Genomic DNA, 24,279 nt, shown 5'->3' on the forward strand with positions numbered 1-24,279 from the left:
GCCAGTCGGCCCGTCAGTCCTTGATCAGCCCGCACACGTGGGCGGCCTTGAGGAACGCCTCCGCCGCGAAGTCGATGTCGCTCTTGGTGTGGCGCGCGGTGATGGCGATCCGCAGCCGGGCCAGGTCATTGGGGACGGCCGGGGTGACCACCGGCAGTCCGATGACGCCGGCCGCGCGGCAGGCGGTGGCGTAGTCGTACGCGGCGTCGTCGGAGCCGGCGATGACGGGGACGACGGCGGTCTCGCTGTCACCGGTGCGCATCCCGCCGTCGTTCAGCATCCGCCGGAAGCGCGCGGACTCCCGCTGGATGTGGCCGACGCGCTCGGGCTCGCGGTCCAGGATCCGCAGCGATTCGAGCGCCGCGCCCGACTGGGCCGGGCCGAGGGCCGCGGAGAAGAGGAACGGCCGTGCCGCGTACTTGAGATGGCCGATCAGCTCGCTCGGTCCCGCCACCCAGCCGCCCATCGAGGGGATGGCCTTCGAGAGGGTGCCCAGCTTGACGTCGACTCTCGCGGTGTATTCGAAGTGTTCCTCGATGCCCTTGCCGGTGGCGCCGATGACACCCAGCGCGTGGGCCTCGTCCACCATCAGCAGGGCGTTGTGTTCGTCGCACACCCGGCGCAGCTCCGGCAGCGGCGCGATGTCGCCGTCCATGGAGTAGACGCTGTCGACGATGACGAGCCGGATCCCGTCCGGGCTCGCGGCGGCGAGCCTGCGGGCGAGGTGGCCGACGTCGTTGTGCCGGAAGCGGGTGACGGTGGCGCCGCTCAGCCGGCAGCCGTCCACGATGCTGGCGTGGTCGTACTTGTCGATCAGTACGGTGTCCCCGGCGCCGACCAGCGCGCCGACCGTGCCGACGTTGGCGGCGTACCCGGAGCCGAACACCAGCGCCTCCTGGCGGCCGGCGAACCGGGCGACCTCCGCCTCCAGTTCCTCGTGCAGCGGGATCGAACCCGCCAGCGCCCGCACTCCGTGGTTGCCGGTGCCGTACAGATCGACGGCGGCCTTGGCGGCGGCGACCACCCGCTCGTCGCCCGCCAGGCCCAGATAGCTGTAGCCCGACATCATCAGGAGGCGTTCACCGTCGAGGTCGGCGTAGGCGGAGTCACGCTCGACCGTGTACGTCACGAAGCTGTTGCGGCGGGCGGGCTCCCACTCCAGGGCGCGCACGCGGCGGTGTGTCGCGGCCAGTTTCGGCGCGAGACGTTCCCAGCCCCCGGATGTGTTCACGTACATCTCCTCACCACGTTTCGGACAATTACCGGAGTCCGCTCAACCTGGACTCAGAGTTGCGACGCAATTCAACGACAGGCGCGCAAGGCGCGCGCAACACGGCCCTGAAGTGGGGAAAGAGGGGAACGCAAGAACAGAGCGACAGCTTTCCGCAAGCGGAATGAAGGTCTCCAGGGAAATCCAGGGGAATGTTCCCCGGCCACTATTGACACACCGAGATGGCCGATTGATATCGTCCAATTTCTGTGCAGGGGGCATGCACAGAGTGTCCCGAACTCCTTCACAAGGACCACTGTGGCGGGGCCCCCTGGCGTGATGTCGACACCCTCGCCGGCGGCAGCCGCCGTCGGTGCAACCGGCCCAGAGCCGACCGCACCGGGGAGTACAGCTTGCTCATCAGACTCGCTGGCCTTGTAACGATCGAACCCGAAGGGGTTCCGCCACAGCATCTGTCCAGCGCTCAGGCTCAAGTCGCGTTCGCCAGGCTCATCCTCGAACGGTCCGCCGGTACCAGCCGGGATCAACTGGCGGACACCGTCTGGCCCGACGGGCTGCCGGACACCTGGGCCTCGGCCCTGCGCAGTGTTGTCAGCCGGGTCCGTACGTTCGTCACGTTCCCCCAGCAGCGGCCCGGGGTCACCCCGCTGGTCGCCCAGGGCGGCCGCTATCTGCTGCGGCTGCCGGACGACGCGGCCGTCGACCTGGAGTGCGCGGAGGCGGCGGCGACCGAGGCGGCCGAGGCGTACGCCACCGGCTCGTTCGCCGTCGCGCAACAGCTCGCCGCCGCCGCGGTGTCGAATCTACGCGGGTCATTCCTGCCCGCTCACGAGGGCGAGTGGGTCAACGGCGTGCGGGAATGGCTCGATGAGCTGCGGCTGTCCGCGCTGGAGACGGCGAGTCTGGCCTCGGCGGCGCTGGGCGACGAGCATCACGCGCTGCGGTACGCCGAGGAGGCGGTACGGCGCGCCCCGTTCAGGGAGAGCGCCTACCGGTGCCGGATGGCGGCGCACCGGACGGCCGGCAACCGTGCCGAGGCGCTGCGCACGTACCAGCAGCTCAGGGAGGTGCTCGCCGAGGAGCTGGGGATCGATCCGGCCCCGGAGAGCCAGGCGGCCTATCTCGAACTGCTGCGCGGCTCCGACACCCGTCGAAGACCGGAGCCGGGCACCGGCGCCGTGCCCCGGCTGGACCCGCTGCTGATGGGCATGTTCGAGGCCCCGTACCCGCGCCCCGCCCCGCCGCGGCCCTGCTTATTGACTCCGGACGGCTGCCTCACCCACCCCGCGCCCCCGGCGCCCGAGTGGCGTGTGGCGTAGGGGCCTTGGCGGGGGGACATACGCGGGCGGCCCCGCGAATACGCCGGGCCGCCTCTCTGTGCGCGCGTGCGGGTCTCAGGTGATGGAGACGCCGCTGTCGATGCTGATGACCTGCCCCGTCATACAGTCCTGGTCCAGGAACAGGGCCGCGCTGCGGGCCACTTCCTCGACCGTGACGAAGCGCGGAATGGGGGCCTTGCCCTCCATCCCCTCGATGACATGTCCCGGCAGGTTCTCGGTCATACCCGTGATCATGAACCCCGGGGAGAGCGCGTTCACGGTCACACCGCGTCTGCCGCACTCGGCCGCCAGGGTGCGGGTGAAGCCGATGAGACCCGCCTTGGAGGCGGAATAGGCCGTCTGACCCGCCGTCGCGATCAGTCCGGAGGGCGACACCACATTGATGATCCGGCCCCACCGCTGCCGGAGCATGTACGGGACGGACGCCCGCGCGGTGTGGAACGAACCGATCAGGTTGGTCTGGATGACCTGCTGCCAGTCCGCCGGCGACTGCATCGCCATCAGCGCGTCCTTGCGGATGGCACCGTTGTTGACGAGTACGTCGACCGGGCCGAGCCGTTCACCGATCTCGGCGTACATCGCGGTGACGGCGTCCCAGGAGCCGACGTCGCCGGTCACGACGACCGAGTCGTTGCTCAGCTTCTCCCGGACGGCGCGGGCCTGCGCCTCCGAGCTGTTGTAGTGGACGGCGACCCGGCAGCCGAGCGCGTCGAGTTCGAGGGCCAGGGCCTGCCCGAGCCCGCCGGACGCCCCCGTGACCAGGGCGACCGGCCGCTCGGGACGGGTGCCCGGCTCGCTGTTACGGCTCATTTCCTCTCCCCGCCCCACTCCAGGAGCATCGATCCCCAGGTCATCCCCGCGCCGAAGCCGGCCAGCAGCACCTGGTCGCCGGGCTGGATCCGGCCGTCCTCCAGCGCCTCCGTGAGGGCGATCGGGATGGACGCCGACGCGGTGTTGCCGTACCGCTCCAGATTGGTGACCAGCGCCTCGGGCCGCAGACCGGTGTGGCTGAGGATCGAGTTGATGATGCGGATATTGGCCTGGTGCGGAATGACGTGGTCGATGTCGGCCGCGTCGACCTTGGCGCTCTCCAGCGTCTCCCGGACCGTACGGACCGTGTAGCGCACGGCGTTGAGATAGATCTCGTTGCCGTTGATCTTGGCGAAGTGCAGCCCCTCGCGGACCGTCTCCTCGGTGGTCGGCATCCTGCTGCCGCCCGCCAGCACCTTCAGACTGCCGGTGCACGAGCCGTCCGCGCCGAGGTTCCACGCCTTGACCCGGTTCTCGGGCCCCGGCTGGAGCACGACCGCGCCGGCCCCGTCGCCGACGAGGATCGACAGATCGCGGTCGGCGGGGTTGGCCGTCAGGGTGTGCGTGTCGGAGCCGATCAGCAGGATCGGCCGGGGATCGATGGCGATCAGCGCCATCGCCGACACCAGACCGTAGACGAAGCCCGCGCACTCCGAGTTGACGTCGTGCGCGCTGCCCGCGATGCCGAGATCGTGGTGGACGAACGCGGACGTGGCCGGTGAAGGCTGCTCGGGCGTGGCGGTGGCGACGATCAGATGGGCGATGTCGCCACCGGTCAGGCCCGCCTTCTCCAGGGCACGCCGGCCGGCCTCGACAGCCAGCGAGGCGGTCGTCTGTCCCGGCCCCACGGCACGGCGCTCCCGGATGCCGCAGCGGCTGACGATCCAGTTCTCGTCGACACCGAACCGCTCCGCGAGCTCCACGCTGGTGACCTTGCGCTCGGGTACGGCCATGCCCCACCCGGTGATGTCGAAGCCGTTCACGGGCGCTCTCGCTACGCCTGCGCCGGCTGCGGGACGAGCGCGACGATCCGCTCGTACACATGCCGCAGCGTGGTCGTGTCGTCGAGGTCCGCGAACAGCGACTCGTCGGCGGGGATGTGCGGGTACTGGTTCTGGAACCCGTACAGCCACTCCATCAGGTCCAGCGAGTCGACGTCCGCGATGTGCTGGAGCGGTGCGTCGGGGCCGACCTCCTCGGCGCCCGACACGGCCTCCAGCTGGCTCGCCAGTTCTTCGATGGTGGGCAGCGTCATGAGCTTCGGTCCTCTCTCGCGGTGCAACCGGTGTCGAGTGGCATGGAAGCGCGACGCGCGCAACCGGGACGCAACACCGTGGACGCACCGCCGTCTTGCACATCTGTTGCGAGCCACGCGGTTATCTCGTGACCGCATCACACGGTCGGTACGAGCGGCGCAGCGACAGGATCAGGAAAGAGGTCGAGGATGACAACGGTCGCACCCAGGTCGGTGGACCCCGAGGTCGACGCGGTCAGACACCACTACGAGGTCAGCAACGATTTCTACCGGCTCCTGCTGGGCCCGACCATGATGTACTCCGGCGGCTACTGGGAGCAGGGCGAGGATCTCGTCGCGACACTGGACGAGGCCCAGGAGCGCAAGCTCGACACGTTCGCCGCGCTGGCCGGTGCCCAGGGCGCCCGCCGCGTGCTGGACATCGGCTGCGGCTGGGGCACCATGCTCAACCGGCTCACCACCGTGCACGGGGTGGAGGAGGCGGTCGGCCTCACGCTGAGCCGCACCCAGGAGGCCTTCATCGCCGGCCTGGACAACCCGCGTATCACCACGCGGGTGGAGAGCTGGGCGGACCACGCGACGGACGAGAAGTACGACGCGGCGTTCTGCATCAACGCCCTGGAGCACTTCGTCTCGTCCAACCTGCCGCCGCGTGAGCGCACCAAGCGCTACCGCTTCTTCTTCAGCCAGGTGTACCAGGCGCTGAACCCGGGCGCGAAGTTCGTCCTGCACACGATGACGGCCGAGGCGCAGCCCATGAACCGGGAGCTGCTCGCCGATCTGAAGTTCCTCCAGCGCTCCGAGTTCGAGGGGATGCACATTCCGCATCTCCACGAGCTGACCGCCGCCGCCGAGGGCCAGTTCGAGGTCGTGGAGATCGTCAACGAGCGGGAGTCCTTCGCCCTGGCGTGCCGCGCCTGGCTGAAGCGGCTGGCCGCGGACCGTGAGACGGCCGTCGCCCTGGAGGGCGAGGAGGTCGTGGCCCGCTTCGAGCGCTACCTCGACATCTTCGCGTACACGCTCGAGGACAAGTTCTTCAACAATTTCCGCGTCACCATCGCGCGCAGGGGCTGAGGAGGCCGCCGTGACGAGCATTCTCGAACCCGCCCGCGGAGGCGGGGTGAACAGCGGTACGGACCCGGAGCGCCCGGCCGGCCGGGGGCCCACCCGTCATCTGCGGGTCGCGGTCATCGGCACCGGTTTCTCCGGGCTGGGAACGGCCATCAGGCTGCTCCAGCAGGGCATCGACGACTTCCTGGTCTTCGAACGGGCCGACGAGGTCGGCGGCACCTGGCGCGACAACGACTACCCCGGGTGCGCCTGTGACGTCCAGGCCCATCTCTACTCCTTCTCCTTCGCCCGCAACCCGGAGTGGAAGAGCACGTTCGCCAAGCGCGACGAGGTGTACGCGTATCTGCGGGACTGCGCCGACCGCTTCGGGGTGCGCCCGCACATCCGCTTCAACCACGAGCTGATCGCGGCCCGCTGGGACGAGCACACCCGGTGCTGGCGCATCGAGACCTCGGGCGGCGAGTACACCGCCCAGGTCCTGGTCGCGGGCGCCGGCTACCTCAGTGAGCCGGCCGTCCCCGATCTGCCGGGGCTCGCCGACTTCGAGGGGAAGGTCTTCCACTCGGCCCGCTGGGACCACGACCACGATCTGACCGGCAGGCGCGTCGCCGTGATCGGTACGGGAGCCTCGGCCATCCAGTTCGTGCCGAAGATCCAGCCCGAGGTCGGGCACCTCGACCTGTACCAGCGCACGCCTCCGTGGGTGGGCCCCAAGAAGGACAAGGCCAACAGCGCGTTCCACACGAAGATGCTGCGCGGCTTCCCCGGCTACCAGGGCTTCCGCCGCAACTTCAACATGTGGGGCCGGGAAGTCCTGGCCTTCGCCTTCGCCCGGCCCAAGGTCGCCGAGAAGGTCCAGAAGATGGCCTCGGACCATCTCAAGAAGAGCGTCGAGGACCCGGCGCTGCGGGAGCGGCTCACCCCCGACTATGTCGTGGCCTGCAAGCGGCTGCTGTTCTCGAACACCTGGTACCCCGCGATCCAGAAGCCCAACGTCGACATCGTCAGCGACTCCATCGACCACGTCCGCGCCACGTCCGTCGTCACCAAGGACGGCCGGGAGCGCGAGGTGGACACCATCATCATGGGCACCGGCTTCCTCGCCACGGACCGTCCGATCGCGCGGCGCATCTGGGGCCGGGACGGGGTCCAGCTCCGGGAGGCGTGGAGCGAGGGAATGTCCGCGCACCGCGGCACCACGATCGCCGGGTTCCCCAACCTGTTCATGATGCTCGGCCCGAACACGACGCTGGGCCACTCCTCGCAGACCGTGATGATCGAGTCGCAGATCGCCTATGTCGTGGACGCGCTCAAGCAGATGGACAAGCGCGGGCTGTCCAGCGTCGAGGTACGGCCGGAGGCACAGCGGGCGTACAACGCCACGCTCGACAAGCGCCAGGCGCGCGCGGTCTGGAGCGCCGGCGGCTGCAAGAGCTGGTACCTGGACAGCGCCGGGCGCAACCCCTCGATCTGGCCCACGTACACCTGGCGGTTCCGCAACGGCACCAAGCACTTCGACCTGGGCGAGTACCAGCTCGCCACCACCGTGGGCGCCGGGCGACCGGCCGTCAATCACGCATGACGAACGGGAGAACGGACCAGATGAGCACGAATACCCCGTCCCGCCGAAGAGTCCTGGGCGGAATGGCCGCCACCGCGGCGACCGTCGTGGGCTGGAACGTCGCCACCCAGACCTGGGCCACCGCCGCCGAGGCGGGCCGCGGCCACGGCGGTGGCGCCGTGTCGCCCGTACCGGCGCTGGACGGCACACTCAAGACCTCGGTGGCCGACCTTGTGCAGTTCAGCAAGGACTTCGGCAACCTGGTGTCGGACATCACCCCGTGGGCCGTCCTGGTGCCGGGCTCGATCAACGACATCGTCAAGATGGTCAACTTCGCCCGGTCCAACAAGCTGAAGATCGCCGCGAACGGGCGCAGCGGCACCGGTGACGATCTCGAGTCGCACTCCAACTACGGCCAGGCGGCGGTCCCGGGCGGTATCTCGATCGACTCGCGCGGTCTGTCGAAGATCGTCGGCATCGGTGCGAACACCGCCGTCGTCGAGGCGGGTGTCACCTGGCACCAGCTCACCGAAGCGGCCCTGGCCAAGGGCAAGATGCCGCCGGCCATGCCCGACTACATGCATCTCTCGATCGGCGGCACGATCAGCGTCGGCGGCATCGGCGGCACGGTCGGCAAGTACGGCCTGGCGGTCGACACCATCGAGTCGATCGACATCGTCACGGGTGCCGGCCAGCTGCTCACCGCGTCCCCCTCCGTCCGCCCCGACCTGTTCAACGCCGCGCTGGCCGGCGGCGGCCAGGTGGGGATCATCGTCCGCGCCACGGTGAGGATCGTCCCGCCCAAGGAGCGGGTGGTCGTCTTCAACCTCGTCTACAACGACGTGGCGACCTATCTCGCCGACGCGGAGAAGGTCCTGGCGGAGGGCCGGTTCGAGGTCCAGGCCGGTGAACTCCAGCGCAGGCCGGACGACTCGGGCTGGCGCTACAAGATGGAGCTGGGCGCGACCTACACCGGCACCGCCCCCGCCAGGGAGCCGCTGATCGCGGGGCTGCGGCACGTCCGCTCCGAGGCCGTCATCGACGACATGGCGTTCCTCGACTACGTCTACCGGTTCGACGCGTATGTCGAGTACTACAAGGAGGCGCACTACTGGGACCAGCCCAAGCCCTGGCTGAGCCTGTTCCTGCCGGCGTCCAAGGTGAAGCAGTTCCTCCAGATCGCCGAGGCGGATCTCACCGCGAACGACCTGGGCGTCGGCTTCGTGCTGACCTACCCGTACCGTACGTCGAAGCTCAAGCGTCCGATGGCGGTGCAGCCGAACGACTCCGTGGGCTACCTCTTCGACCTGCTGCGCTTCCCGCACCCCGGTGAGCCGGACATCGCGGGCATGCTGGAGCAGAACCGGCGGCTGTACGACAAGGCCGTGGCGCTGGGCGCCAAGCGCTATCTGGTCGGTGCCATCCCGCGGATGACCCCCGCGGACTGGAAGAGGCACTTCGGCAACCGCTACTCCGACCTCTGCAACGCGAAGCGGCGTTACGACCCGGCCGACATCCTCACGCCCGGTCAGGGCTTCTTCGGCTGATCCGGCCCGGCCGCACCGGAGCGGGGCCCTTCCCCGGGCCCCGCTTCCCGACCTTCCCATCCGCCGCCCCACCCAGGGAGACTGGCATGAACGGCTACGACATCATCGACGAGGCGGTGGTCGACGCCCCCGCGGACGTCGTCTGGGACGCGCTCGTCGCCGAGTTCCGCGGTGCCGCCCGCTGGTGGGTGCCCGCCAACACCTTCGCGGCCCTCTCCGGCGCACCCGACGTGGTGGGCGGCGAGGTCGGCGTGACGGTCCACACCAAGGGCGTCGACAAGGGCGGCCTGAAGCTCCGCTTCACCGCCCGTACGGTCTCCGTCGTACCGGGCCGCCGGCTGACCGTCGAGTACGTCGACGGAGCCTTCCGCGGTCCGAGCGACTTCATCCTGGAACCACTGGACGACGGCCACCGCACCCGCGTCAGCATGCATTTCCGGGGGCGCCCGCACGGCAGGCTGAAGCTTCTGGCCAAGGTCGCCGACATCGGCGCCGAGCACTCGAAGGCGACGCTGGCCGCCTTCGGCTCGCTCAACACGCTGCTGACCGAGCCGCTGGCCGGGAGGACCCGGTGAGCACCACGACGGCCGCCTCGCGCACCGAGGAGACCACCGTACGTACGGACGACGGCGCCGCGCTCGCCGTCACCGTCCTCGCCCCGCTGCGGGCCCCCACCGGCACGACCGTCGTCCTCTCGCACGGCTGGGCGGCCGGCCGCCGGGTCTGGGGTACGGTCGCCGACCGGCTGATCCGCTCCGGCCACCGAGTGGTGCTGTACGACCAGCGCGGGCACGGCGCCTCCGGCCTGGGCAAGGAGCCGATCACCATCCGCCGCTTCGGCGCGGACCTGGCGGCGGTGCTGGGCGAGACCGGTTCCCGCGACGCGCTCCTGGTCGGGCACTCCGGCGGCGGCTTCGCGGCCCTCTCGTACGTCACCGCCCACAGGGACGCCGCGCACGGGCCGCGCGGGCTCGTCCTGCTGGGCACCGCCGCGCACGACCAGGACACCCCCGACAGCGAGGTGCGCATGATGGGCAGCGCGCTGTTCTCCCGGGCCCTGCGGCGGCCGGCGCTCGGCCGGCGGCTGCTGGCCCAGACGATGGGCAAGGGGGTCGACCCGTACGCCCTCGAAGTCAACCGGCAGATGTTCGCGGCGGCTTCCCCGCGGGTACGCGCCGACTGCTTCGCCTCGTCACGCGGTATGGATCTGCGCGCGGAGCTGGCCACCGTCGAGGTGCCCGCCGTGGTGCTCGCGGGCGAGCAGGACCGGGTCGTCAAGCCGGAACTGGGCGAAGCGCTGGCCAAGGCGCTGCCGGACGCGCGGTTCGAACGCCTCCCGGGCGCCGGTCATACGCTCCCCCTCGAGCGGCCGGGGGAGATCGTACGCGCCGTGTCGGGCCTGATCGCCCGTCCCCGCTGAGACCGTGATCGAGGAGATCCTCCCCCCGGGCGTCAGATCGGCCGAAGCCTTCGACGATCTGGCGCCCGCGCCGCTGTTCCCCGAGGAGGCGGCGCTGATGGCGGGCCGACGCCGGCGCAGGCGCGCACAGTTCGCCACGGCCCGCGCCTGCGCGCGCCGCGCCCTGGCCGAACTGGGCCTGGCACCCGCGCCTTTGCTCCCGGGCACGGGCGGCGCGCCCCAGTGGCCGGAGGGGGTGGTCGGCAGCATCACCCACTGCGACGGCTACCGGGCGGCGGTGGCGGCCCGAGCGGCGGACGTGGCCGCGCTGGGCATCGACGCGGAGCCGGCGGGGCCGCTGCCGCGCGGCGTACTGGGCCTGATCGCCTCCACCACCGAACGCGCGGCACTCAACCGGCTGGCCGCGGAGCGGCCGGAGGTGTGCTGGGACCGGCTGCTGTTCTCCGCGAAGGAGGCGGTCTACAAGGCGTGGTTCCCGGCCACGGAGCGGTGGCTGGGCTTCGCGGAGGCGGAGGTCCGCCTGACCCCGGTGGGCACGTTCACGGCGACCCTCGACCCGTCGGCGCCCCCGCCGCGGGGGGCGACCTTGCGGTTCGCGGGGCGGTGGCTGGTGCGGGAGGATCTTGTCGTGACCTCGGCGGTCGGGTGCGTGGTGCGCCACGGTCGTCGTGGGTGCGGTTGTCCTTCGCCGGGGTCGGATTCCGTGTGCGGGTTGTCGCCGGGTGGCGCTCCGGGCCCCGGCCCAGCCGTACGAGACCGCGGCCCGGCGACCGCGTCCCCGGCGCACCTCACCGATCCAGAACCACCGTCCGCGTCCGCGCCCCCACCCGCTCCGCCGGCGCTCCTCCGCCCCGCCGGAACTCCGCCGGACTCACCCCCCGCACCCGCTTGAACGCCGCACTCAGCGCGAACGCCCCGCTGTATCCGACCCGTCGCGCCACCGTCGCCACCGTCGCGTCCGGCTCGCGCAGCAGGTCCGCCGCGAGGGTCAGCCGCCATCCCGTGAGGTACGCCATCGGCGGCTCGCCCACGAGCGTCGTGAAGTGCCGGGCCAGACCCGCGCGGGAGACGCCGACGTTGTCCGCGAGCGAGGCCACCGTCCATGCCCTGCCCGGCTGTTCGTGCAGCAGCCGCAGCGCGGGGCCGACCACCGGGTCGCTCTGGGCGCGGTACCAGGCGGGCGCGCCGGACTCGGGGACCGCGAGCCAGGTGCGCAGCACGCTGACGAGGAGCAGGTCGAGCAGCCGGTCGAGGACCAGCTCCTGGCCGATCTCGTCCTTGCCGATCTCGTCCGCGAGGATGCGTACCAGCGGGTTGTCACCCGCTTCCGCGGGGCGGACCAGCAGTATGGGCAGCGCCGCCAGCAGCCGTCGGCCGATCTCGCTGGGTGCCTGGTACGTACCGCTGAGCATGACCGAGGAGCCGGCCCGGCTGTCGTCGCCCCAGGTGCGTACGCCCAGGGCCATCGTCTCGGTGACGTCCTCGCCCTCGGTGGTGTTGCAGCGCTGTTCGGGGCCGACGACGATCTGGACGGGGGTGTCGGGCCGGTCCGCGATGGTGTACGCGTCGGGCCCGCGCATCACGGCGACGTCGCCGGGGCAGAGCCGGACCGGATGTCCGTTGTCGGGAAGCACCCAGGCGTCGCCGCGGACCATCGTGACGACGGATATGGGTGCACGGTCCTCGACGCGCAGGGACCACGGCGGGCTGAAGACCGACTTGAGCAGGAACGCGCCGCGGGCCTTCGGGCCTTCGAGCAGACCGGTCAGTGTGTCCATGTCATCACCTTAGACGACGGCGTATGAAGGGTCACCGTTTCTTTGGGATCCGTCTCAGAATGGGACGCGCCCGCCCTCCCCGCGGGGGAACGAGTAGGAGGACGGGCGCGGTTCGGGTGGGCCCGGACGGGCCGGGGCCGTCAGAGCGGCTGGGCCGCTCCCCTGCGGTGCAGGACCAGGGCGCGGCCGAGCGCGCCGAGGGCCGCCGTGCAGGCCAGGGTCCTGACGACGTTGGCAGTGGTCCACGGCCGCTCGAATCTGCCGCGTACCACGCCGAAGTCGGGGGTACCGCCGAGTGATACGGCGCGGGCGAGCATTCTGTTCAGCGGGACGTTGACGCACAGGGTGATGGCGACGGAGAGGGCGTAGAGGCCGAAGGCGGTCCTGGTCCAGCGCGCGGCCTCCGGCCGGCCCAGGCGTCGTTGGAGTACGGCGGCGACGCCCGTGGCGAGGAACACCCCGACGAACAGCAGGCCGAACAGGGCGCTGTTGTCGATGACCTGGTTGATGCTCTCCATCACGGTGACGAACGTACGGTCGTCGGCGCCGGCGAGTCCCGGCATGACCGAGACGTCGAAGGCGAAGTAGAGGCCGGCCATCAGCCCGGTGCCGATGGTGGCGGCGGCGAGCACGGGGCCGGCGACTGCTGGAGCGGTCTGCATCGGGACTTCCTCATCCGGTCGGGCGGGTCAGTGGGGGCGGGTCACTCCGGCGAGGGTCCGTTCGTACCGTCGGCGCAGCACCGTGTTGCCGATCAGCCGTACGGGCGGGGGGATGGTGGCGGCGACATGCGCCACCGACCGTTTGTCCGCGCCGTCGAACATCCAGGGCTGGAGTCGCGTCATGACCGTGAACGGGGCGCTGGCGATCACCTTCCGCTCGACCGCGAGGTAGTCGCCCGGGGAGAGCTGGGCGAAGACCGGGAAGGAGACGGTCTCCTCGTCCCGCAGATGGTCGCGGAGCACGGAGTCGAAGCGGGTGGCCGCGGGGCCGACGGCGGCGAGGTTCCCGCCGGGTCGCAGTGCGGTCGTGACCGCTTCCATGGCGCGGTCGAGCACCGCGTGGTCGTCCGCGAGCCGCCGTGCCTCGGCGGCGAACCGCGGTGCCCTGCTGAGCAGTCCGGGCCAGAGCACCTCGTCCTCGCTGTGGTGGTGCCAGTCGATGATGTCGCGCAGCTGCCGCCACCACGCGGCGGCGGCGCCGAGCCCGGCCGGGGTCAGCGCGGGCGCGGCGGCGAGCAGTCTGCGGGCGTCCCGGCGCATCGCGATGTGCATCAGCGCGAACCCGTGGAAGTGACCGGGCAGGGACGCGAGTCCGTACTCGCTGGACATGGGGGTACTCATGGCCGCCTCCTCGCGGATGGTGCGTCGTTCGCGGGGCGGTACCGGTACGCGGAGCTTGTCCGCGTACCGGTACCGCCCGGCCGTTCGCCGTGCGGGATCAGACGTTCCAGACGCCGCTGGCGGCGGCGTCACGGGCGAAGTCGGAGAAGTCACGGGGCTTGCGGCCGAGGGCTTCCTCCACTCCGTGCACCAGGTACGCGTTGCGGCCGTCGAGGATCAGGCCGAACAGGTCGGCGAACTCGACCGGCTGCCCGTGCTCGGCCAGTGCGGCGCGGTAGTCGTCGATCGAGACCGGGATGTAGCTGATGTCCCGGCCGGTGGCCTTGGACAGCTCGGTGGCGACGTCCTGGAAACTGAGCAGCCGGGGGCCGGACAGCTCGTAGGTCTTGCCGATGTGCTGGTCCCCGGTCAGCGCGGCCACGGCCACATCGGCGATGTCGTCGGTGTCCACGAAGGGTTCGACGGCGTCACCGGTCGGCAGCGCCAGTTCCCCGGCGAGGACGGGCTCCAGGAAGAAGCTCTCGTTGAAGTTCTGGTTGAACCAGCTGGCCCGGACCACGGTCCAGTCGGCGCCGGACTCCTTCATCTTCTCCTCGCCGGCCTGCGCGCCCTCCTCGCCGCGGCCGGAGAGCAGCACCAGACGGCGGGCGCCGTGGGCGACGGCGAACGCGGAGAACTCGCCGACGGCTTCGGCGCCCCCGGGGAAACCGAGGTCGGGGTAGTAGGTGATGTACACGGCTCCGACGCCCTCCAGCGCGCCCGCCCAGGTGGCCGGGTCCTCCCATACGAAGGGCCGGTCGGCGTTGCGCGAACCGATGCGTACCGGCAGGCCCTTGCCGGCCAGCCGCTCCGCGACCTTCCGTCCGGTCTTGCCGGTGCCGCCGATGACGAGCGTCGTCTTCGTCTCTGCCTGGGCGTTCTGCGTGGTCTGTGTCATGCGTACAGTCAAGTCCACTCCGTTGAGACGGAACATAGCTACGAAGCTCAGTTCCATACGCATGCGTCTACGGTCCTGGCGGGGAGGCGGCTCAGGAGTAGCCCATGCCGCCGCAGACGTTGATCGCCTGCGCGGTGATCGAGGCGGCGCTCTCCGTGGTGAGATAGCCGACCAGGCCGGCTACCTCCTCGGGGGTGGAGTAGCGGCCGAGCGGGATGTTCGCCTCGAACTGCGCCTGGACGAAGTCCTCGGTGGTGTCCCAGGCCGCGGCGTACCCCTGGCGTACGCGCTCGGCGGTCGGGGTCTCCACGTATCCCGGGCAGACCGCGTTCACGGTGACGCCGAGCGGCGCCAGTTCCTTGCCGAGCGACCTGGTGAAGCCGACGACGCCGTGCTTGGAGGCGGAGTAGGGGGCGCCCAGCAGGACCCCCTGCTTCCCGGCGGTCGAGGCGATGTTGATGATGCGTCCGTAACCGGACTCCAGCAGACCGCCGTTCACCAGGACTTCGCGGGTCAGCAGGAACACTCCGTTGAGGTTGGTGTCCATCACGTCGTACCAGAGCTCGTCGGATATCTCCGCGGTGGGTCCGCCACCGCCCCGGCCCGCGTTGTTGACCAGGATGTTGACCGGGCCGAACTGCGCGACGACGGCGGCCACCAGCGCGGACACCGACGCGCGGTCGCGGACGTCGGCGACGGCGCCCTCGGCTTCCATCCCGGCCGCGCGCAGATCCTCGACCGTCAGCTTGACCTCCTGCGCGGTCCGGGCGCAGATGAAGACGCGATGGCCCCGGCCACCGAGCTCCCGTGCCACCCCGAGCCCGATCCCCCGCGTCCCGCCCGTGATCAGGGCCACCGGATTTCCCGGAGCCCTCATCGGTCTTTCCTGGCGTAGCGGCCCCGGAACCTGAATCTCCACGGTTTTCCTCCCGCACCTCGTCGAATCCCCGCCGAATGACTCTTCGACGCCAGGCATGCTAGTCCCGCGCGGGCTTCGTTTCTTGAATTCTTGAGTAACCGTCGAGCACATCCCCAACGCCTTTATTCACCGGGTATGACGGTGGAATTGGGGTACGCGACAACAGCCGGAAAGCACAACGGGCAACGTGGGTAAACAATGCGGAAAATTCCACGTCCGCGCGCATGAGAAGCCCCGGCCGAGGGATGATTTCAGGATTCGCTCGCGTGCGGACGGACACCCCCCGGAGAACCGTCGGCGATCAGGGAGTCCGGCCGCGCGGCCAGTCCGGGCAGCATCAGCTCCCAGAACCGGGCCAGTGTGGGACCGGATATCCACTCCTTGCCGTCCCGGGCACCGAGGACCTCGAACCCGACGGTCGTCGCCAGCAGGGTGGCGGCGGCAATGTCCGGCGCCACGCCGGGCGCCAACTCGCCGCCCGAAGAAGCCCGTTGGAGTATGCCCTCGGTCCAGCGCCGCCACTGCCGCCGCAGTTCGATGCCGCCGAGGCGTGAGCGCTCGCCGCTCAGCTCGAAGCCGGCCTGTACGACGACGTCTTCGTCGAGGCGGAGCATCAGCGCGTGGGTGGCGTCGATCAGGAGTTGCAGGGCCGGTGCCTCACCGTGGTCGCGGCACTCGGTGATCAGCCGTAACTCCCGCGCGGCTTCCTCCTCGACGGCGCCGGCCAGGGCTTCCTTGCTCTTGAAGTGGAAGTGGAGCGCCCCGTTGCTCACCCCGGCCCGTCGGCTGATCATGGTGAGCGACGCCGGGACGAAGCCCTCGACCGCGAAGATCTCCGCGGCGGCCCGGATCAGTGATCGCCGAGTACGCGCGGCGCGGTCCTGTGTGACCATCATCGTCTCCTGGTGTGCGGGACCGGAAGCGGTGTGCGGTGGGTCCAGTAGAAACAATCCGCCATCGCGGTTTGTATTGCCGCCATTCTCTCTGATCGGACTCACTCAGCGCTCCCTCCCGGCTCAAGAACCGCTCGAGACCGACCGGAGAGCGCGGACGGCTTCGACGCGCGCGCCGCGATCGGGCGCCACGTCGAGTTCGAGCAGCAGGCGCGGCATCACCACACTGGGCAGCAGATGCGCCCACAACACCGACATCCGGCGCTCCACGTCCCGGCGGCCGGCCGCGACGCGCGCGTAGACCTGGATCCCCGCCCACGCACTGATCACCAGCTCGGCCGTCTCCCGAGGCACGGCGTACGGCAGCAACTCGCCCCGTTCCGCGGCCCGCAGCAGCAGGTCCTCGCTCAGCCCCGCCCATGCCGGGAGGGGGCCGGCCTCGGAGAAGTCGACCGATCCCCGCTCTCCGGCCAGCCGGAGCCCCGCGCCGACGATCGGGTCGCGCAAGGAGCGGTAGGCGACGGCCATCGTCATGTCGATGAGTTCCTGGACATGCGAATCCGCCGGTTCCACGGCGAGAACCCCCGTCAGTTCGCGCAGCACGCCCCGCGCCAGCTCCTCCTTGGACGAGAAGTGGAAGTAGAGGGCGCCCTTGGTCGTCCCGGAGCGCGCTGTGATCTCCGCGATCGTCGCGGCGTCATAACCGCACCGGTCGAAGACGGAGGCCGCGGCCGCCAGGATCGCGGCGCGTGTGCCCACCGCACGCTGCTGTGCCATCGGGACGCTCCCGTCGAGCGGTTCAGGGATTCACCGAACAGATGTCACTCGTTCACTTGTCGTTCACCATCGAGAAGGTCCACCGAACCGGGCGGTCGGTCTGCTCCGGCGTACTCCTCGACCACCGAGAGATGGTCCGCGGCCCGCCGGGCGGCGGCCGGGCGGCGCGCAGGTGGCACCCGGCGCAGGGCGCGTCTGCGGGAGCGGCGTGTGAGCAGTTCGATGGAGTACGGGGATCCGGGCGAGAGCAGGAAGGCGCGGGCCCGGCGCCGCGCGCGGCGCCGCAGGACGACATAGAACCCCACGGCGACAAGGAAGTTGATGGCCACCTTCCCGGCGAGGCCCGGGGCGGAGCCGAGCAGGGGTGAGTCGAAGAGCCAGTGCATGGTCATGGCGGTCAGCAGGCAGAGGGCCGCCGGTACGATCCGCCCGCGCACCGGCCGCCCGCCGTGGGCGAGCAGGATGCCGATGCCCGTCCCCGAGACGGCGGTCATCGCCCAGTGCGAGCCGAGACCGGTCAGCCCGACCCGGGTGACGAAGGACTGGAAGACGTCGTTGTCCGCGTTCACTCCGCCACCGCTGAGGATGGAGTTCATCGCGTAGGTCCAGTTCTCCATGACCTGGAAGCCGAGTCCGGTGAAGGCGCCGAGGAAGAACCCGTCGAGCGGCCCGCGCACCAGCCGCCGTGCGCCGAGGGCGATCAGCGCGACACCGGACACCTTGAGGAGTTCCTCGTTGAGCGGGGCGGTGAGCGCGGCGCCCCACTGCGAGCCGAAGTCGATACCGGCCGCCTTGGACCAGATGCCCTGGAGCCCGCCGTTGGCCAGGATCGCGCAGCCCGTCGCCGCGGTGGCCCCCCAGGCGACCCCGCTCCAGGCCCAGCCGCGCGGCGGCGCCCGGAACGGACGTACCCGCCCCAGGACGGCCACCCCGATGCCCAGCGTGAACAGCAGCAGCAGGAAGGCCAGCAGCGCCGGGCCGGGGAACACCCGGATGGCCGGGCCGTATTCGACAGCGAGCAGTGCGAGACCGAGGAGGCACAGGACGCCGCACAGCCAGCCCACCGGCCGCCGTCGGACGGAGCCGCGCAGTCCGGTGTACGTGGAGGCCGCTGTCGTCATGGCGCCTCCTGGGGGAAGGCGACGGAACGGACCATGGCCGCGGCGTCCGCCGAGGCACGCGGATCCGCGTCCGCCCCGGCCAGTACGGTGATCTCGACCGCGTAGCTCAGGTCGGGCGGCAGCCATACCGTGGCCGTGCCCGTACGGCCGCCACGGGTCAGTGTGCCGGTCTCGCCCCGGGCGCCCCCGGCGCTGGTGACGGGGTGCGGAGCGCCGAGCCGGGTGTTCCCGTCCGGGACGGACTGGACCTTGCGCAGACCCGCCCACAGCTCTCCGGCCTGGCCGGGCGCCGCGAGGGCGACATAGCCGGCGACCAGGTCGACGCCGCCGCGGGTCAGCACGTACATCGAGTCCGGATCGCTCTCCGACTTGCTGAGGGCCCAGCCCGTGCCGGTCACCCGCAGCACCGCGATGTTGTCGTCAGGCCCCAGCTCCAGCAGCGTGCCGTCCGGCAACCGCTCGTGATCGTTCAGGGCCCGGTCGATCAGTGGCCAGCCCGCGGTCAGAGCGGCCATGACGAGCAGGACGCCGATGACCGACGACCGGGCCCGCCGGGAGGTTCGCCGCGGTGGGCGCCTGATGTCCAATGCGGAGTCCATCCCCCTACGGTCAGTCAGGGACCGGGTTCACGCAGCGTCAGTGACTCATACGAGTGGCCGTGGAACCGGAGCCGACGTCGTCGCCGGGACGGTCCCGGGCATCATGGCGCAGCGGGGTGAGCTGCTCGATGTCGTACCGCAGCCGGAGATCGGCGATGGCGGCCGGATCGGGCGTTCCACCGTCCTTGAGGATGTCGAGCAGTTCCTCGAAGTACCGCTCGTGGTCGGAGGGCGGGGACGACTGGAAGAACATCTTGGCCGGGACGTCGCCCCGGTTGGCGAACGCGTGCGGACAGCCGGGGGGTACGACGATGACCGTGCCCGGTGTGGCCCGTACGGACTTCAGTCCCGACGAGGACTCCCAGTGCCGCCAGTCCTCGCCGAGCACCCGGGGTTCGAACGCCATCACGTCCAGCTCACCGTCGAGGATGTAGAACAGTTCCTCGCTGTGCGTGTGCCGGTGGGCCCCGACGTCGAAGCCGGGTGGCACGACGACCTCGAAGCTGGAGGAGACCCGGGAGTGCTCGCCGGTGACCTTGAAGGTCACCTGCTGGGCATCGGTGAGGATGGTGGTGCCCCCGCCCGGAGGGACGATGAGCCCCTCGGCCTGGGTCAGCTGGGTCATGCGGTGCTCCATGACGGTGGGGATGACGGTGGTACGGCGGTGCGGTGGCGCGGGGCCGTTCGGGTGACGGGGCCCTCGGTCATCTCACCGGCTGGCTCACGGGCGACGGCTCGCTGTCGCGTTCCAGGCTTTCCATGACCTGGTCCCCGGTCATCATGGTGCCGGCGGCGGCGCCGGTGGTCGTCCAGCGCCCCAGCGCCATCTCGGCGGTGATGCCGGGTCCGAAGCCGGCGATGATGCCGCGCGCGCCGTCGGCCACCCCGCCCTCGTCGAAGAGCCTGCGCACCGCGTCGAGGACGACGGCGCTGGCGATATTGCCGTACTCGGTGAGCGTGCCCCTGCTGAACCGGAACGCCTCCGGCGGCACTTCGAGGAAGTGGCTGAGGTCGTCCAGGATGCGCGGTCCGCCGGCGTGGATGATGTAGAAGTCGAGCCCGGTGGCGTCCCAGCCGTGCTGGTCGGCCATCGTGCGCAGGGCGGGTGCCAGCGGCTCCATGGTGGTGGGTACCCGCTTGTCCAGCAGGAAGTGGAAGCCGGTGGCCCGGACGCTGTAGGCGATCCAGTCGGTGGTGTCCGGTACGAGGTGGGAGCCGTTGCGCTCCAGCGCGATCCCCGTGCCGCCCTCGCCGCGTACGACGGCGGCGGCGACGGCGTCCCCGAACAGCCCGTTGGACAGCAGCGATCCGACTCCGAGGTCGGTCGGCTGGTAGCAGAGCGAGCAGAACTCGCAGGCGACGATGAGGACGTTGGCGCCGGGGTACGAGCGGCAGAAGTCGTGCGCCCTGTTGATGGCCGCGCCGCCCGCGGCACAGCCGAGTTGGGCGATCGGGAGCTGGCGGGTGTCGCCGGGGAAGCCCATGGTGTTGATCAGCCAGGCGGTCAGCGACGGCATCATGAAGCCGGTGCAGGAGACATAGACGATCATGTCGATGTCCGCGGGGCGCAGCTCGGCGTGGTCGAGGGCGCGTCTGATCACCTCGGGGACGCGTGCCTTGGCCTCGGCCTCGTACAGCATGTTCCGGTCCTCGAAGCCGGGATGCCGGAGGGTCTCCTCGATCGGCTGGACGATATGCCGTTTGGCCACCCCGGTGTTCTGGATCAGCCGTAGGGCCAGCGGCAGTTGAGGATGGTCCGCGTGCAGCGAGCGCGCGAGAGCGAGTGTGTCCTCCATGGTGATCACATACTGGGGAACCGAGACCGCGGGTTTACACAGAGTCGCCACGACGCGCTCTCTCCTTCGTTCGTGTCCGCTGTGAACTGCGGCCCACACTCACCGGTGGGCACCCGCCCCGCAACCCGGGAGCGGGGGGTCGAAGGAGGCCGCGACGGCTGCCCCGAAGGGTTCCGGCGCGGGATCCGAAGACCCCCCAGGGCTCGCACGGCGACTACGGACCGTGAACTAGGGACGGGCCGCCTCGTCCGTTCGGGTGACGCCCGCCCGAGGTGCCGGGCAGGTCCCGACGCCCCGCCTGATCGGACGCGCGCGAGGTCTTCGCGGCCGGGCGCGACCTGAGCGAGGAGTTACTGATTGTCAGCCCTGACGTCGAAGTCACCGGCCGCTGTCGGAAGAAGCCGGGCGGCGCCCTCGTACACCGCCGGGGCCCGTTCAGGAAGCCGTGGAACGTACGCCCGTTCGTGTCGTGCGGTGAGCCGAACCCCCCGCCCCGCGGCGGCCACGCCCGATCACCCGCCGCGGGGGCGCGTGCCGTCGTCGCGGCCGTTCGTCCGGCACGGATCCGCAAGTTCCCTCGCGGGGCGGGGAATCCGGCTGACGCGTGCCGCGAACGGCGTTCGCGGCACGGAAGCGGGGCGCGCACCCACCCGCGTTCCGCTGCCCGTGTCCTCCGTGGCGAGTGGGTCGTTTGCCCGGTGGAGGAAACGACTTTGGTGATGCCTCACATGCGTGAACGTGCCCCGTCTGCGTGAACGTGCCCCGTCGGTGGACGCCCTGATCAGCCTTGTCGAATGCGCGCCGCAGGTCGGCGCGGTGCGTGCCAAGGAGACCGCCTCATGAACCATCCCTCCCCGCTCTCCCCGCCGGCGGAGTGTCCTGCCCACTCCCCCGGTGCGGAGCTGCTCCCCCTGTCCGCCGCGACGGGCGCGTCCGAACCCCGCGAGGTCTATCGAAGACTGCGCGAGCAGTGGGGCAATGTCGCCCGCGTCGAGCTGGAACCGGGTGTACCCGCCTGGCTCGTCATGGGCTACCGGGAGTTGCTCACGATCACCCGGCAGGAGCAGGTCTTCTCCCGCGACGCCCGCAACTGGCGCGATCTCAACGAGGGCGTGGTCCCGCCGCATTCGGGGCTGCTGCCGATGATGGCCTGGCGTGCCAACGTCATCGGCGCGGACGGTCCCGAGCACCGCCGGCTGCGTCAGCCGCTGGACGACGGTGTGGCGCGCATCGACCAGCGCAAGGCACGCCGTCAGGTCCAGTCGGTGTGTACGGAGTTGATCGCGCGCTTCTCCCAGCAGGGCCGGGCGGATCTGGTGAACGACTACGCCACGATCGTGCCGCTGCTCTCCATCGCGTCCCTGTTCGGTCTGAACAGCGCGGAGGGCCAGGAGTTGCTGCGGGCGCTCATCGCGCTGTTCGGCAGCGCGGACGACTCGCAGGACGGCAACCGCCACTTCGAGGAGATCCTGGTCGACGCGCTGCGCCGGCGGCAGGAGAGCCCGACGGACGATCTGACGACGGCGTTCATCAACCACCCGAATCTCCGCACCGAGTCGGAACGTATCCAGTCGATGGCGGTGATGATCTCCTCGGGCACCGAGGGCGTCAACGCCTGGACGTCACTGACGCTGCGGCTGATGCTCACCGATCCGCGGTTCGCCGCCCGGATGCACGGCGGCCGGCTCGGCGTGGACGACGCCCTCGACGAAGCCCTCTGGCGCGACCCGCCCATGAACAACATGCCCGCCCGCTACGCCCTGCGCGACACCGAACTCGGCGGCCGGCACATCCGCCGCGGCGACGTCCTCATCCTCGGCATCGCCGCCGCCAACGACGACCCCGCCATCCGCCCCGACGACACCGCCGGAGAACCCGGCAACCGCGCCCACCTCGCCTTCTCCGCCGGCCCCCACGTCTGCCCCGCGCAGGTACCCGCACGTCTCATCACCCGCACCGCCGTCAACACCGTGCTGCATCTGCTGCCCGACATGAGACTCGCCATCCCCGCCGAGGCGGTCGCCTGGCACCCCTCGCCCTGGACGCGTATCCCGGTCTCCCTTCCGGTGGAGTTCTCGGCGGCCCGGATTCCGGTCATCGGCAGCCGGTAGCCCGTAGCCGGTAGCGGTATTCGTGGATCATGGCTGTGGCTGTGGCTGTGGCTGTGAGTGACCGAATGACGAGACGGTGTTGCACGGAGCGACGACGAGGCGTTGCATCGCGCCGTGCCATCCGAAACCGAGAACTCCGACACCGAGCGGTCCCGGGCCGAGCAGTCCGGTCAGCGCCCGCCCACCGTCCCCGCCGTCCCCGCGTCCCCCGCGCCCGACTCCACCGACCGCGCGGCCCGGCGTGCCGTCACCGTCTTCCCCGTACTCGTTCTGGCCGCGGGTGCCCTCGGTCTGGTGACCCCGGGCACCTTCGCGGGCTGGGGTCCTTCGGTGCCGTACCTGCTGGGCATCGTCATGTTCTGTATGGGGCTGACGATGACGCCGAGCGACTTCCAGGGGGTCGCCCGACGGCCGTGGGCGGTCGGGCTCGGTCTGGTCGCGCACTACGTGATCATGCCGGGGCTCGGCTGGCTGATAGCCAACGCCCTTGATCTGCCGCCGCAGCTGGCGGCGGGCGTGATCCTGGTCGGCTGCGCACCGAGCGGCACCGCCTCCAATGTCGTCACGTATCTGGCGCGCGGCGATGTGGCCCTGTCGGTCTCGGTCGCCACCGTCTCGACCGTCCTCGCACCGCTGGTGACGCCGCCGCTGACGCTGCTGCTCGCGGGCGAGTTCCTGCCGGTCGACGCGGGCTCGATGGTCGGCGACATCCTCAAGACCGTGCTGCTGCCCGTCGTGGCGGGGCTCGCGGTCCGGCTGCTCGCGGGGCGGTATGCCGACCGGGTGCTGGGTGCGCTGCCCTGGCTGTCGGCCCTCACGATCGCGGTGATCGTCGCGGTGGTGGTGGCGGGCAGCGCGAACGCGATCAAGTCGGCGGCGCTGCTGGTGTTCGTCGCGGTGGTCCTGCACAACGGCCTCGGTCTGGCGCTCGGTTACGGCGCGGGAAAGCTGGCCCGGCTCGGGCCGCCCGCGAGCCGGGCGATGGCCTTCGAGGTCGGCATGCAGAACTCCGGCCTCGCCGCCTCCCTGGCCACCGCCCACTTCAGCCCGCTGGCGGCGCTGCCGGCCGCGGTGTTCTCGGTGTGGCACAACGTGTCGGGCGCGCTGGTCGCGGCCTGGATGGCGTACCGCGCGCGCCGGACCGAAGGCGCCGCGCCCGCGTCCTGAGGCCAGTTCACGGGCATCGCAGCGCCCACGAGCCACACTCATCAGCCACACTCATGAGCCGCGTCACCGGCCTCGCGTCACCGGCCGCCATTACCCCGGACGTCATCGACCATCGGCGCCCCTCGCGGCATCGTTGCGGCTACCGGGCCTCGGCCGGCGCACTCCGGCCGAGGTTCGGGCCCGCCCCGTGGCAACCGATCCCCGATGGAGGCCGATCCTCATGTCCGTGAACCGCTACGAGACCGCCGTCACCCGTTACTTCGACGCCTGGAACGCGACGTCCGCCGACGAGCGCGCCGAGGCGGTGGCCCTCGCCTGGACCGAGGACGGCAGCTACACCGACCCGCTGGCGGACGTGGCGGGGCATGAGGCACTCGCGGCCGTGATCGCCGGCGCCCGTGCGCGGTTTCCCGGTCATGTGTTCACCCCGGCCGGGCCGGTCGACGGGCATCATGACACCGCCCGGTTCAGCTGGGAGCTGGTCTCGGCCGCCGACGGTTCGGCGCCCGTCGCGGGCTCCGATGTCCTCACGCTCGGCGAGGACGGCCGGATCGTCAGCGTACGGGGCTTCCTCGACCGGATACCCGCCTCGGCCTGACCGAA

The 24,279-nt window shown here is 70.8% G+C and carries 25 protein-coding genes; 10 read left to right on the top strand and 15 right to left on the bottom strand.

All coding sequences use genetic code 11. From position 1 onward, the window contains the following. Nucleotides 1-13: 13 nt before the first annotated feature. Nucleotides 14-1,231, bottom strand: coding sequence for an aminotransferase class I/II-fold pyridoxal phosphate-dependent enzyme (locus ACIOGX_RS27755; RefSeq protein ID WP_356518518.1), 1,218 nt, complete (start codon nucleotides 1,229-1,231; stop codon nucleotides 14-16). 392 nt (nucleotides 1,232-1,623) lie between these two features. Here ACIOGX_RS27755 and ACIOGX_RS27760 point away from each other — a divergent pair, with 392 nt between their 5' ends. Then, entirely contained in the window at nucleotides 1,624-2,550 is a 927-nt protein-coding gene (locus ACIOGX_RS27760; RefSeq protein WP_129766290.1) for a BTAD domain-containing putative transcriptional regulator, read from the top strand. A 75-nt stretch (nucleotides 2,551-2,625) separates the two neighbouring features. On the opposite strand, the gene ACIOGX_RS27765 is transcribed toward ACIOGX_RS27760, so the two are convergent. From ACIOGX_RS27765 to ACIOGX_RS27775, 3 genes are read right to left on the bottom strand one after another with little or no spacing between them, the layout of a single operon-like run. Then, nucleotides 2,626-3,381: a 3-oxoacyl-ACP reductase family protein gene (locus ACIOGX_RS27765; RefSeq protein ID WP_356518517.1), complete on the bottom strand. Its 756-nt coding sequence runs from the start codon at nucleotides 3,379-3,381 to the stop codon at nucleotides 2,626-2,628. Further along, nucleotides 3,378-4,364, bottom strand: a complete 987-nt coding sequence (locus ACIOGX_RS27770) for a 3-oxoacyl-ACP synthase III family protein (protein WP_129766292.1) — start codon at nucleotides 4,362-4,364, stop codon at nucleotides 3,378-3,380. Before ACIOGX_RS27770 ends, ACIOGX_RS27765 begins: the two co-directional genes overlap by 4 nt. A gap of 11 nt (nucleotides 4,365-4,375) precedes the next feature. After that, entirely contained in the window at nucleotides 4,376-4,636 is a 261-nt protein-coding gene (locus ACIOGX_RS27775; protein ID WP_129766293.1) for a hypothetical protein, read from the bottom strand. Between the two features lie 189 nt (nucleotides 4,637-4,825). On the opposite strand from ACIOGX_RS27775, the gene ACIOGX_RS27780 reads away from it, so the two are divergent. The 6 genes from ACIOGX_RS27780 to ACIOGX_RS27805 all read left to right on the top strand — a co-directional run bounded on the left by ACIOGX_RS27780 (nucleotide 4,826) and on the right by ACIOGX_RS27805 (nucleotide 11,127). Further along, nucleotides 4,826-5,710, top strand: a complete 885-nt coding sequence (locus ACIOGX_RS27780) for a class I SAM-dependent methyltransferase (RefSeq protein WP_356518516.1) — start codon at nucleotides 4,826-4,828, stop codon at nucleotides 5,708-5,710. 10 nt (nucleotides 5,711-5,720) lie between these two features. Then, complete coding sequence (locus ACIOGX_RS27785) at nucleotides 5,721-7,289, top strand: flavin-containing monooxygenase (RefSeq protein ID WP_401917234.1); 1,569 nt, start codon at nucleotides 5,721-5,723, stop codon at nucleotides 7,287-7,289. Between the two features lie 20 nt (nucleotides 7,290-7,309). Next, a complete protein-coding gene (locus tag ACIOGX_RS27790) occupies nucleotides 7,310-8,815 on the top strand; it encodes an FAD-binding protein (protein WP_401917237.1) in 1,506 nt (501 codons plus the stop codon). Nucleotides 8,816-8,901: 86 nt separating this feature from the next. Then, nucleotides 8,902-9,390 (top strand): SRPBCC family protein, encoded by a 489-nt coding sequence (locus tag ACIOGX_RS27795; RefSeq protein ID WP_356518513.1) that lies wholly within the window; start codon nucleotides 8,902-8,904, stop codon nucleotides 9,388-9,390. Next, a complete protein-coding gene (locus tag ACIOGX_RS27800) occupies nucleotides 9,387-10,235 on the top strand; it encodes an alpha/beta fold hydrolase (RefSeq protein ID WP_401917240.1) in 849 nt (282 codons plus the stop codon). The genes ACIOGX_RS27795 and ACIOGX_RS27800 overlap by 4 nt, the downstream gene beginning before the upstream one ends. 4 nt (nucleotides 10,236-10,239) lie before the next feature. Beyond that, a complete protein-coding gene (locus tag ACIOGX_RS27805; RefSeq protein WP_401917243.1) occupies nucleotides 10,240-11,127 on the top strand; it encodes a 4'-phosphopantetheinyl transferase in 888 nt (295 codons plus the stop codon). On the opposite strand, the gene ACIOGX_RS27810 is transcribed toward ACIOGX_RS27805, so the two are convergent. From ACIOGX_RS27810 to ACIOGX_RS27860, 11 genes are all read right to left on the bottom strand, one after another. Then, on the bottom strand, nucleotides 11,024-12,013 hold the full coding sequence (locus ACIOGX_RS27810) for an AraC family transcriptional regulator (protein ID WP_356518510.1): 990 nt from the start codon (nucleotides 12,011-12,013) through the stop codon (nucleotides 11,024-11,026). The two genes, ACIOGX_RS27805 and ACIOGX_RS27810, sit on opposite strands and share 104 nt — an antisense overlap. Before the next feature lie 140 nt (nucleotides 12,014-12,153). Beyond that, entirely contained in the window at nucleotides 12,154-12,675 is a 522-nt protein-coding gene (locus ACIOGX_RS27815) for an anthrone oxygenase family protein (protein WP_356518509.1), read from the bottom strand. Nucleotides 12,676-12,702: 27 nt separating this feature from the next. Further along, on the bottom strand, nucleotides 12,703-13,356 hold the full coding sequence (locus ACIOGX_RS27820) for a hemerythrin domain-containing protein (protein ID WP_401917246.1): 654 nt from the start codon (nucleotides 13,354-13,356) through the stop codon (nucleotides 12,703-12,705). Between the two features lie 97 nt (nucleotides 13,357-13,453). Continuing rightward, nucleotides 13,454-14,293 carry an NAD(P)H-binding protein gene (locus tag ACIOGX_RS27825; protein ID WP_383971655.1) on the bottom strand — a complete coding sequence of 280 codons (840 nt, stop codon included), beginning with the start codon at nucleotides 14,291-14,293 and terminating at the stop codon, nucleotides 13,454-13,456. A gap of 91 nt (nucleotides 14,294-14,384) precedes the next feature. After that, nucleotides 14,385-15,170 carry an SDR family NAD(P)-dependent oxidoreductase gene (locus ACIOGX_RS27830; RefSeq protein ID WP_356518506.1) on the bottom strand — a complete coding sequence of 262 codons (786 nt, stop codon included), beginning with the start codon at nucleotides 15,168-15,170 and terminating at the stop codon, nucleotides 14,385-14,387. A gap of 293 nt (nucleotides 15,171-15,463) precedes the next feature. Beyond that, nucleotides 15,464-16,108, bottom strand: coding sequence for a ScbR family autoregulator-binding transcription factor (locus ACIOGX_RS27835; RefSeq protein WP_401917250.1), 645 nt, complete (start codon nucleotides 16,106-16,108; stop codon nucleotides 15,464-15,466). 120 nt (nucleotides 16,109-16,228) lie between these two features. Next, nucleotides 16,229-16,882, bottom strand: a complete 654-nt coding sequence (locus tag ACIOGX_RS27840; protein WP_356518504.1) for a ScbR family autoregulator-binding transcription factor — start codon at nucleotides 16,880-16,882, stop codon at nucleotides 16,229-16,231. A gap of 44 nt (nucleotides 16,883-16,926) precedes the next feature. Further along, the gene (locus ACIOGX_RS27845) at nucleotides 16,927-18,003 is read right to left on the bottom strand and encodes a PrsW family intramembrane metalloprotease (protein WP_401917253.1); all 1,077 of its coding nucleotides are present in this window, start codon (nucleotides 18,001-18,003) and stop codon (nucleotides 16,927-16,929) included. Further along, nucleotides 18,000-18,602, bottom strand: coding sequence for a hypothetical protein (locus ACIOGX_RS27850; protein ID WP_401917256.1), 603 nt, complete (start codon nucleotides 18,600-18,602; stop codon nucleotides 18,000-18,002). Before ACIOGX_RS27850 ends, ACIOGX_RS27845 begins: the two co-directional genes overlap by 4 nt. Before the next feature lie 37 nt (nucleotides 18,603-18,639). Continuing rightward, complete coding sequence (locus ACIOGX_RS27855; protein ID WP_401768689.1) at nucleotides 18,640-19,227, bottom strand: cupin domain-containing protein; 588 nt, start codon at nucleotides 19,225-19,227, stop codon at nucleotides 18,640-18,642. A gap of 79 nt (nucleotides 19,228-19,306) precedes the next feature. Next, nucleotides 19,307-20,449, bottom strand: a complete 1,143-nt coding sequence (locus tag ACIOGX_RS27860) for a type III polyketide synthase (RefSeq protein ID WP_356518500.1) — start codon at nucleotides 20,447-20,449, stop codon at nucleotides 19,307-19,309. A 788-nt stretch (nucleotides 20,450-21,237) separates the two neighbouring features. Between ACIOGX_RS27860 and ACIOGX_RS27865 the strand changes: the two genes are divergently transcribed. The 3 genes from ACIOGX_RS27865 (at nucleotide 21,238) to ACIOGX_RS27875 (ending at nucleotide 24,274) form a co-directional block, all read left to right on the top strand. Continuing rightward, nucleotides 21,238-22,509: a cytochrome P450 gene (locus ACIOGX_RS27865; RefSeq protein ID WP_356518499.1), complete on the top strand. Its 1,272-nt coding sequence runs from the start codon at nucleotides 21,238-21,240 to the stop codon at nucleotides 22,507-22,509. Between the two features lie 114 nt (nucleotides 22,510-22,623). Next, nucleotides 22,624-23,676: a bile acid:sodium symporter family protein gene (locus ACIOGX_RS27870; RefSeq protein WP_401917260.1), complete on the top strand. Its 1,053-nt coding sequence runs from the start codon at nucleotides 22,624-22,626 to the stop codon at nucleotides 23,674-23,676. Between the two features lie 220 nt (nucleotides 23,677-23,896). After that, entirely contained in the window at nucleotides 23,897-24,274 is a 378-nt protein-coding gene (locus ACIOGX_RS27875; RefSeq protein ID WP_401917263.1) for a nuclear transport factor 2 family protein, read from the top strand. The last annotated feature ends 5 nt before the right edge of the window (nucleotides 24,275-24,279 follow it).

Origin of the sequence: Streptomyces sp. NPDC088147 (assembly GCF_044741565.1) — a bacterium.
Lineage (GTDB): Bacteria > Actinomycetota > Actinomycetes > Streptomycetales > Streptomycetaceae > Streptomyces.

Bases quoted from the DNA above. Each gene is read 5' to 3' on its own strand.
- ACIOGX_RS27765 (WP_356518517.1), bottom strand. From the start codon at position 3,381: ATGAGCCGTAACAGCGAGCCGGGCACCCGTCCCGAGCGGCCGGTCGCC.
- ACIOGX_RS27775 (WP_129766293.1), bottom strand. From the start codon at position 4,636: ATGACGCTGCCCACCATCGAAGAACTGGCGAGCCAGCTGGAGGCCGTG.
- ACIOGX_RS27780 (WP_356518516.1), top strand. From the start codon at position 4,826: ATGACAACGGTCGCACCCAGGTCGGTGGACCCCGAGGTCGACGCGGTC.
- ACIOGX_RS27790 (WP_401917237.1), top strand. From the start codon at position 7,310: ATGAGCACGAATACCCCGTCCCGCCGAAGAGTCCTGGGCGGAATGGCC.
- ACIOGX_RS27795 (WP_356518513.1), top strand. From the start codon at position 8,902: ATGAACGGCTACGACATCATCGACGAGGCGGTGGTCGACGCCCCCGCG.
- ACIOGX_RS27810 (WP_356518510.1), bottom strand. From the start codon at position 12,013: ATGGACACACTGACCGGTCTGCTCGAAGGCCCGAAGGCCCGCGGCGCG.
- ACIOGX_RS27815 (WP_356518509.1), bottom strand. From the start codon at position 12,675: ATGCAGACCGCTCCAGCAGTCGCCGGCCCCGTGCTCGCCGCCGCCACC.
- ACIOGX_RS27820 (WP_401917246.1), bottom strand. From the start codon at position 13,356: ATGAGTACCCCCATGTCCAGCGAGTACGGACTCGCGTCCCTGCCCGGT.
- ACIOGX_RS27825 (WP_383971655.1), bottom strand. From the start codon at position 14,293: ATGACACAGACCACGCAGAACGCCCAGGCAGAGACGAAGACGACGCTC.
- ACIOGX_RS27830 (WP_356518506.1), bottom strand. From the start codon at position 15,170: ATGAGGGCTCCGGGAAATCCGGTGGCCCTGATCACGGGCGGGACGCGG.
- ACIOGX_RS27835 (WP_401917250.1), bottom strand. From the start codon at position 16,108: ATGATGGTCACACAGGACCGCGCCGCGCGTACTCGGCGATCACTGATC.
- ACIOGX_RS27840 (WP_356518504.1), bottom strand. From the start codon at position 16,882: ATGGCACAGCAGCGTGCGGTGGGCACACGCGCCGCGATCCTGGCGGCC.
- ACIOGX_RS27845 (WP_401917253.1), bottom strand. From the start codon at position 18,003: ATGACGACAGCGGCCTCCACGTACACCGGACTGCGCGGCTCCGTCCGA.
- ACIOGX_RS27850 (WP_401917256.1), bottom strand. From the start codon at position 18,602: ATGGACTCCGCATTGGACATCAGGCGCCCACCGCGGCGAACCTCCCGG.
- ACIOGX_RS27855 (WP_401768689.1), bottom strand. From the start codon at position 19,227: ATGACCCAGCTGACCCAGGCCGAGGGGCTCATCGTCCCTCCGGGCGGG.
- ACIOGX_RS27865 (WP_356518499.1), top strand. From the start codon at position 21,238: ATGAACCATCCCTCCCCGCTCTCCCCGCCGGCGGAGTGTCCTGCCCAC.
- ACIOGX_RS27875 (WP_401917263.1), top strand. From the start codon at position 23,897: ATGTCCGTGAACCGCTACGAGACCGCCGTCACCCGTTACTTCGACGCC.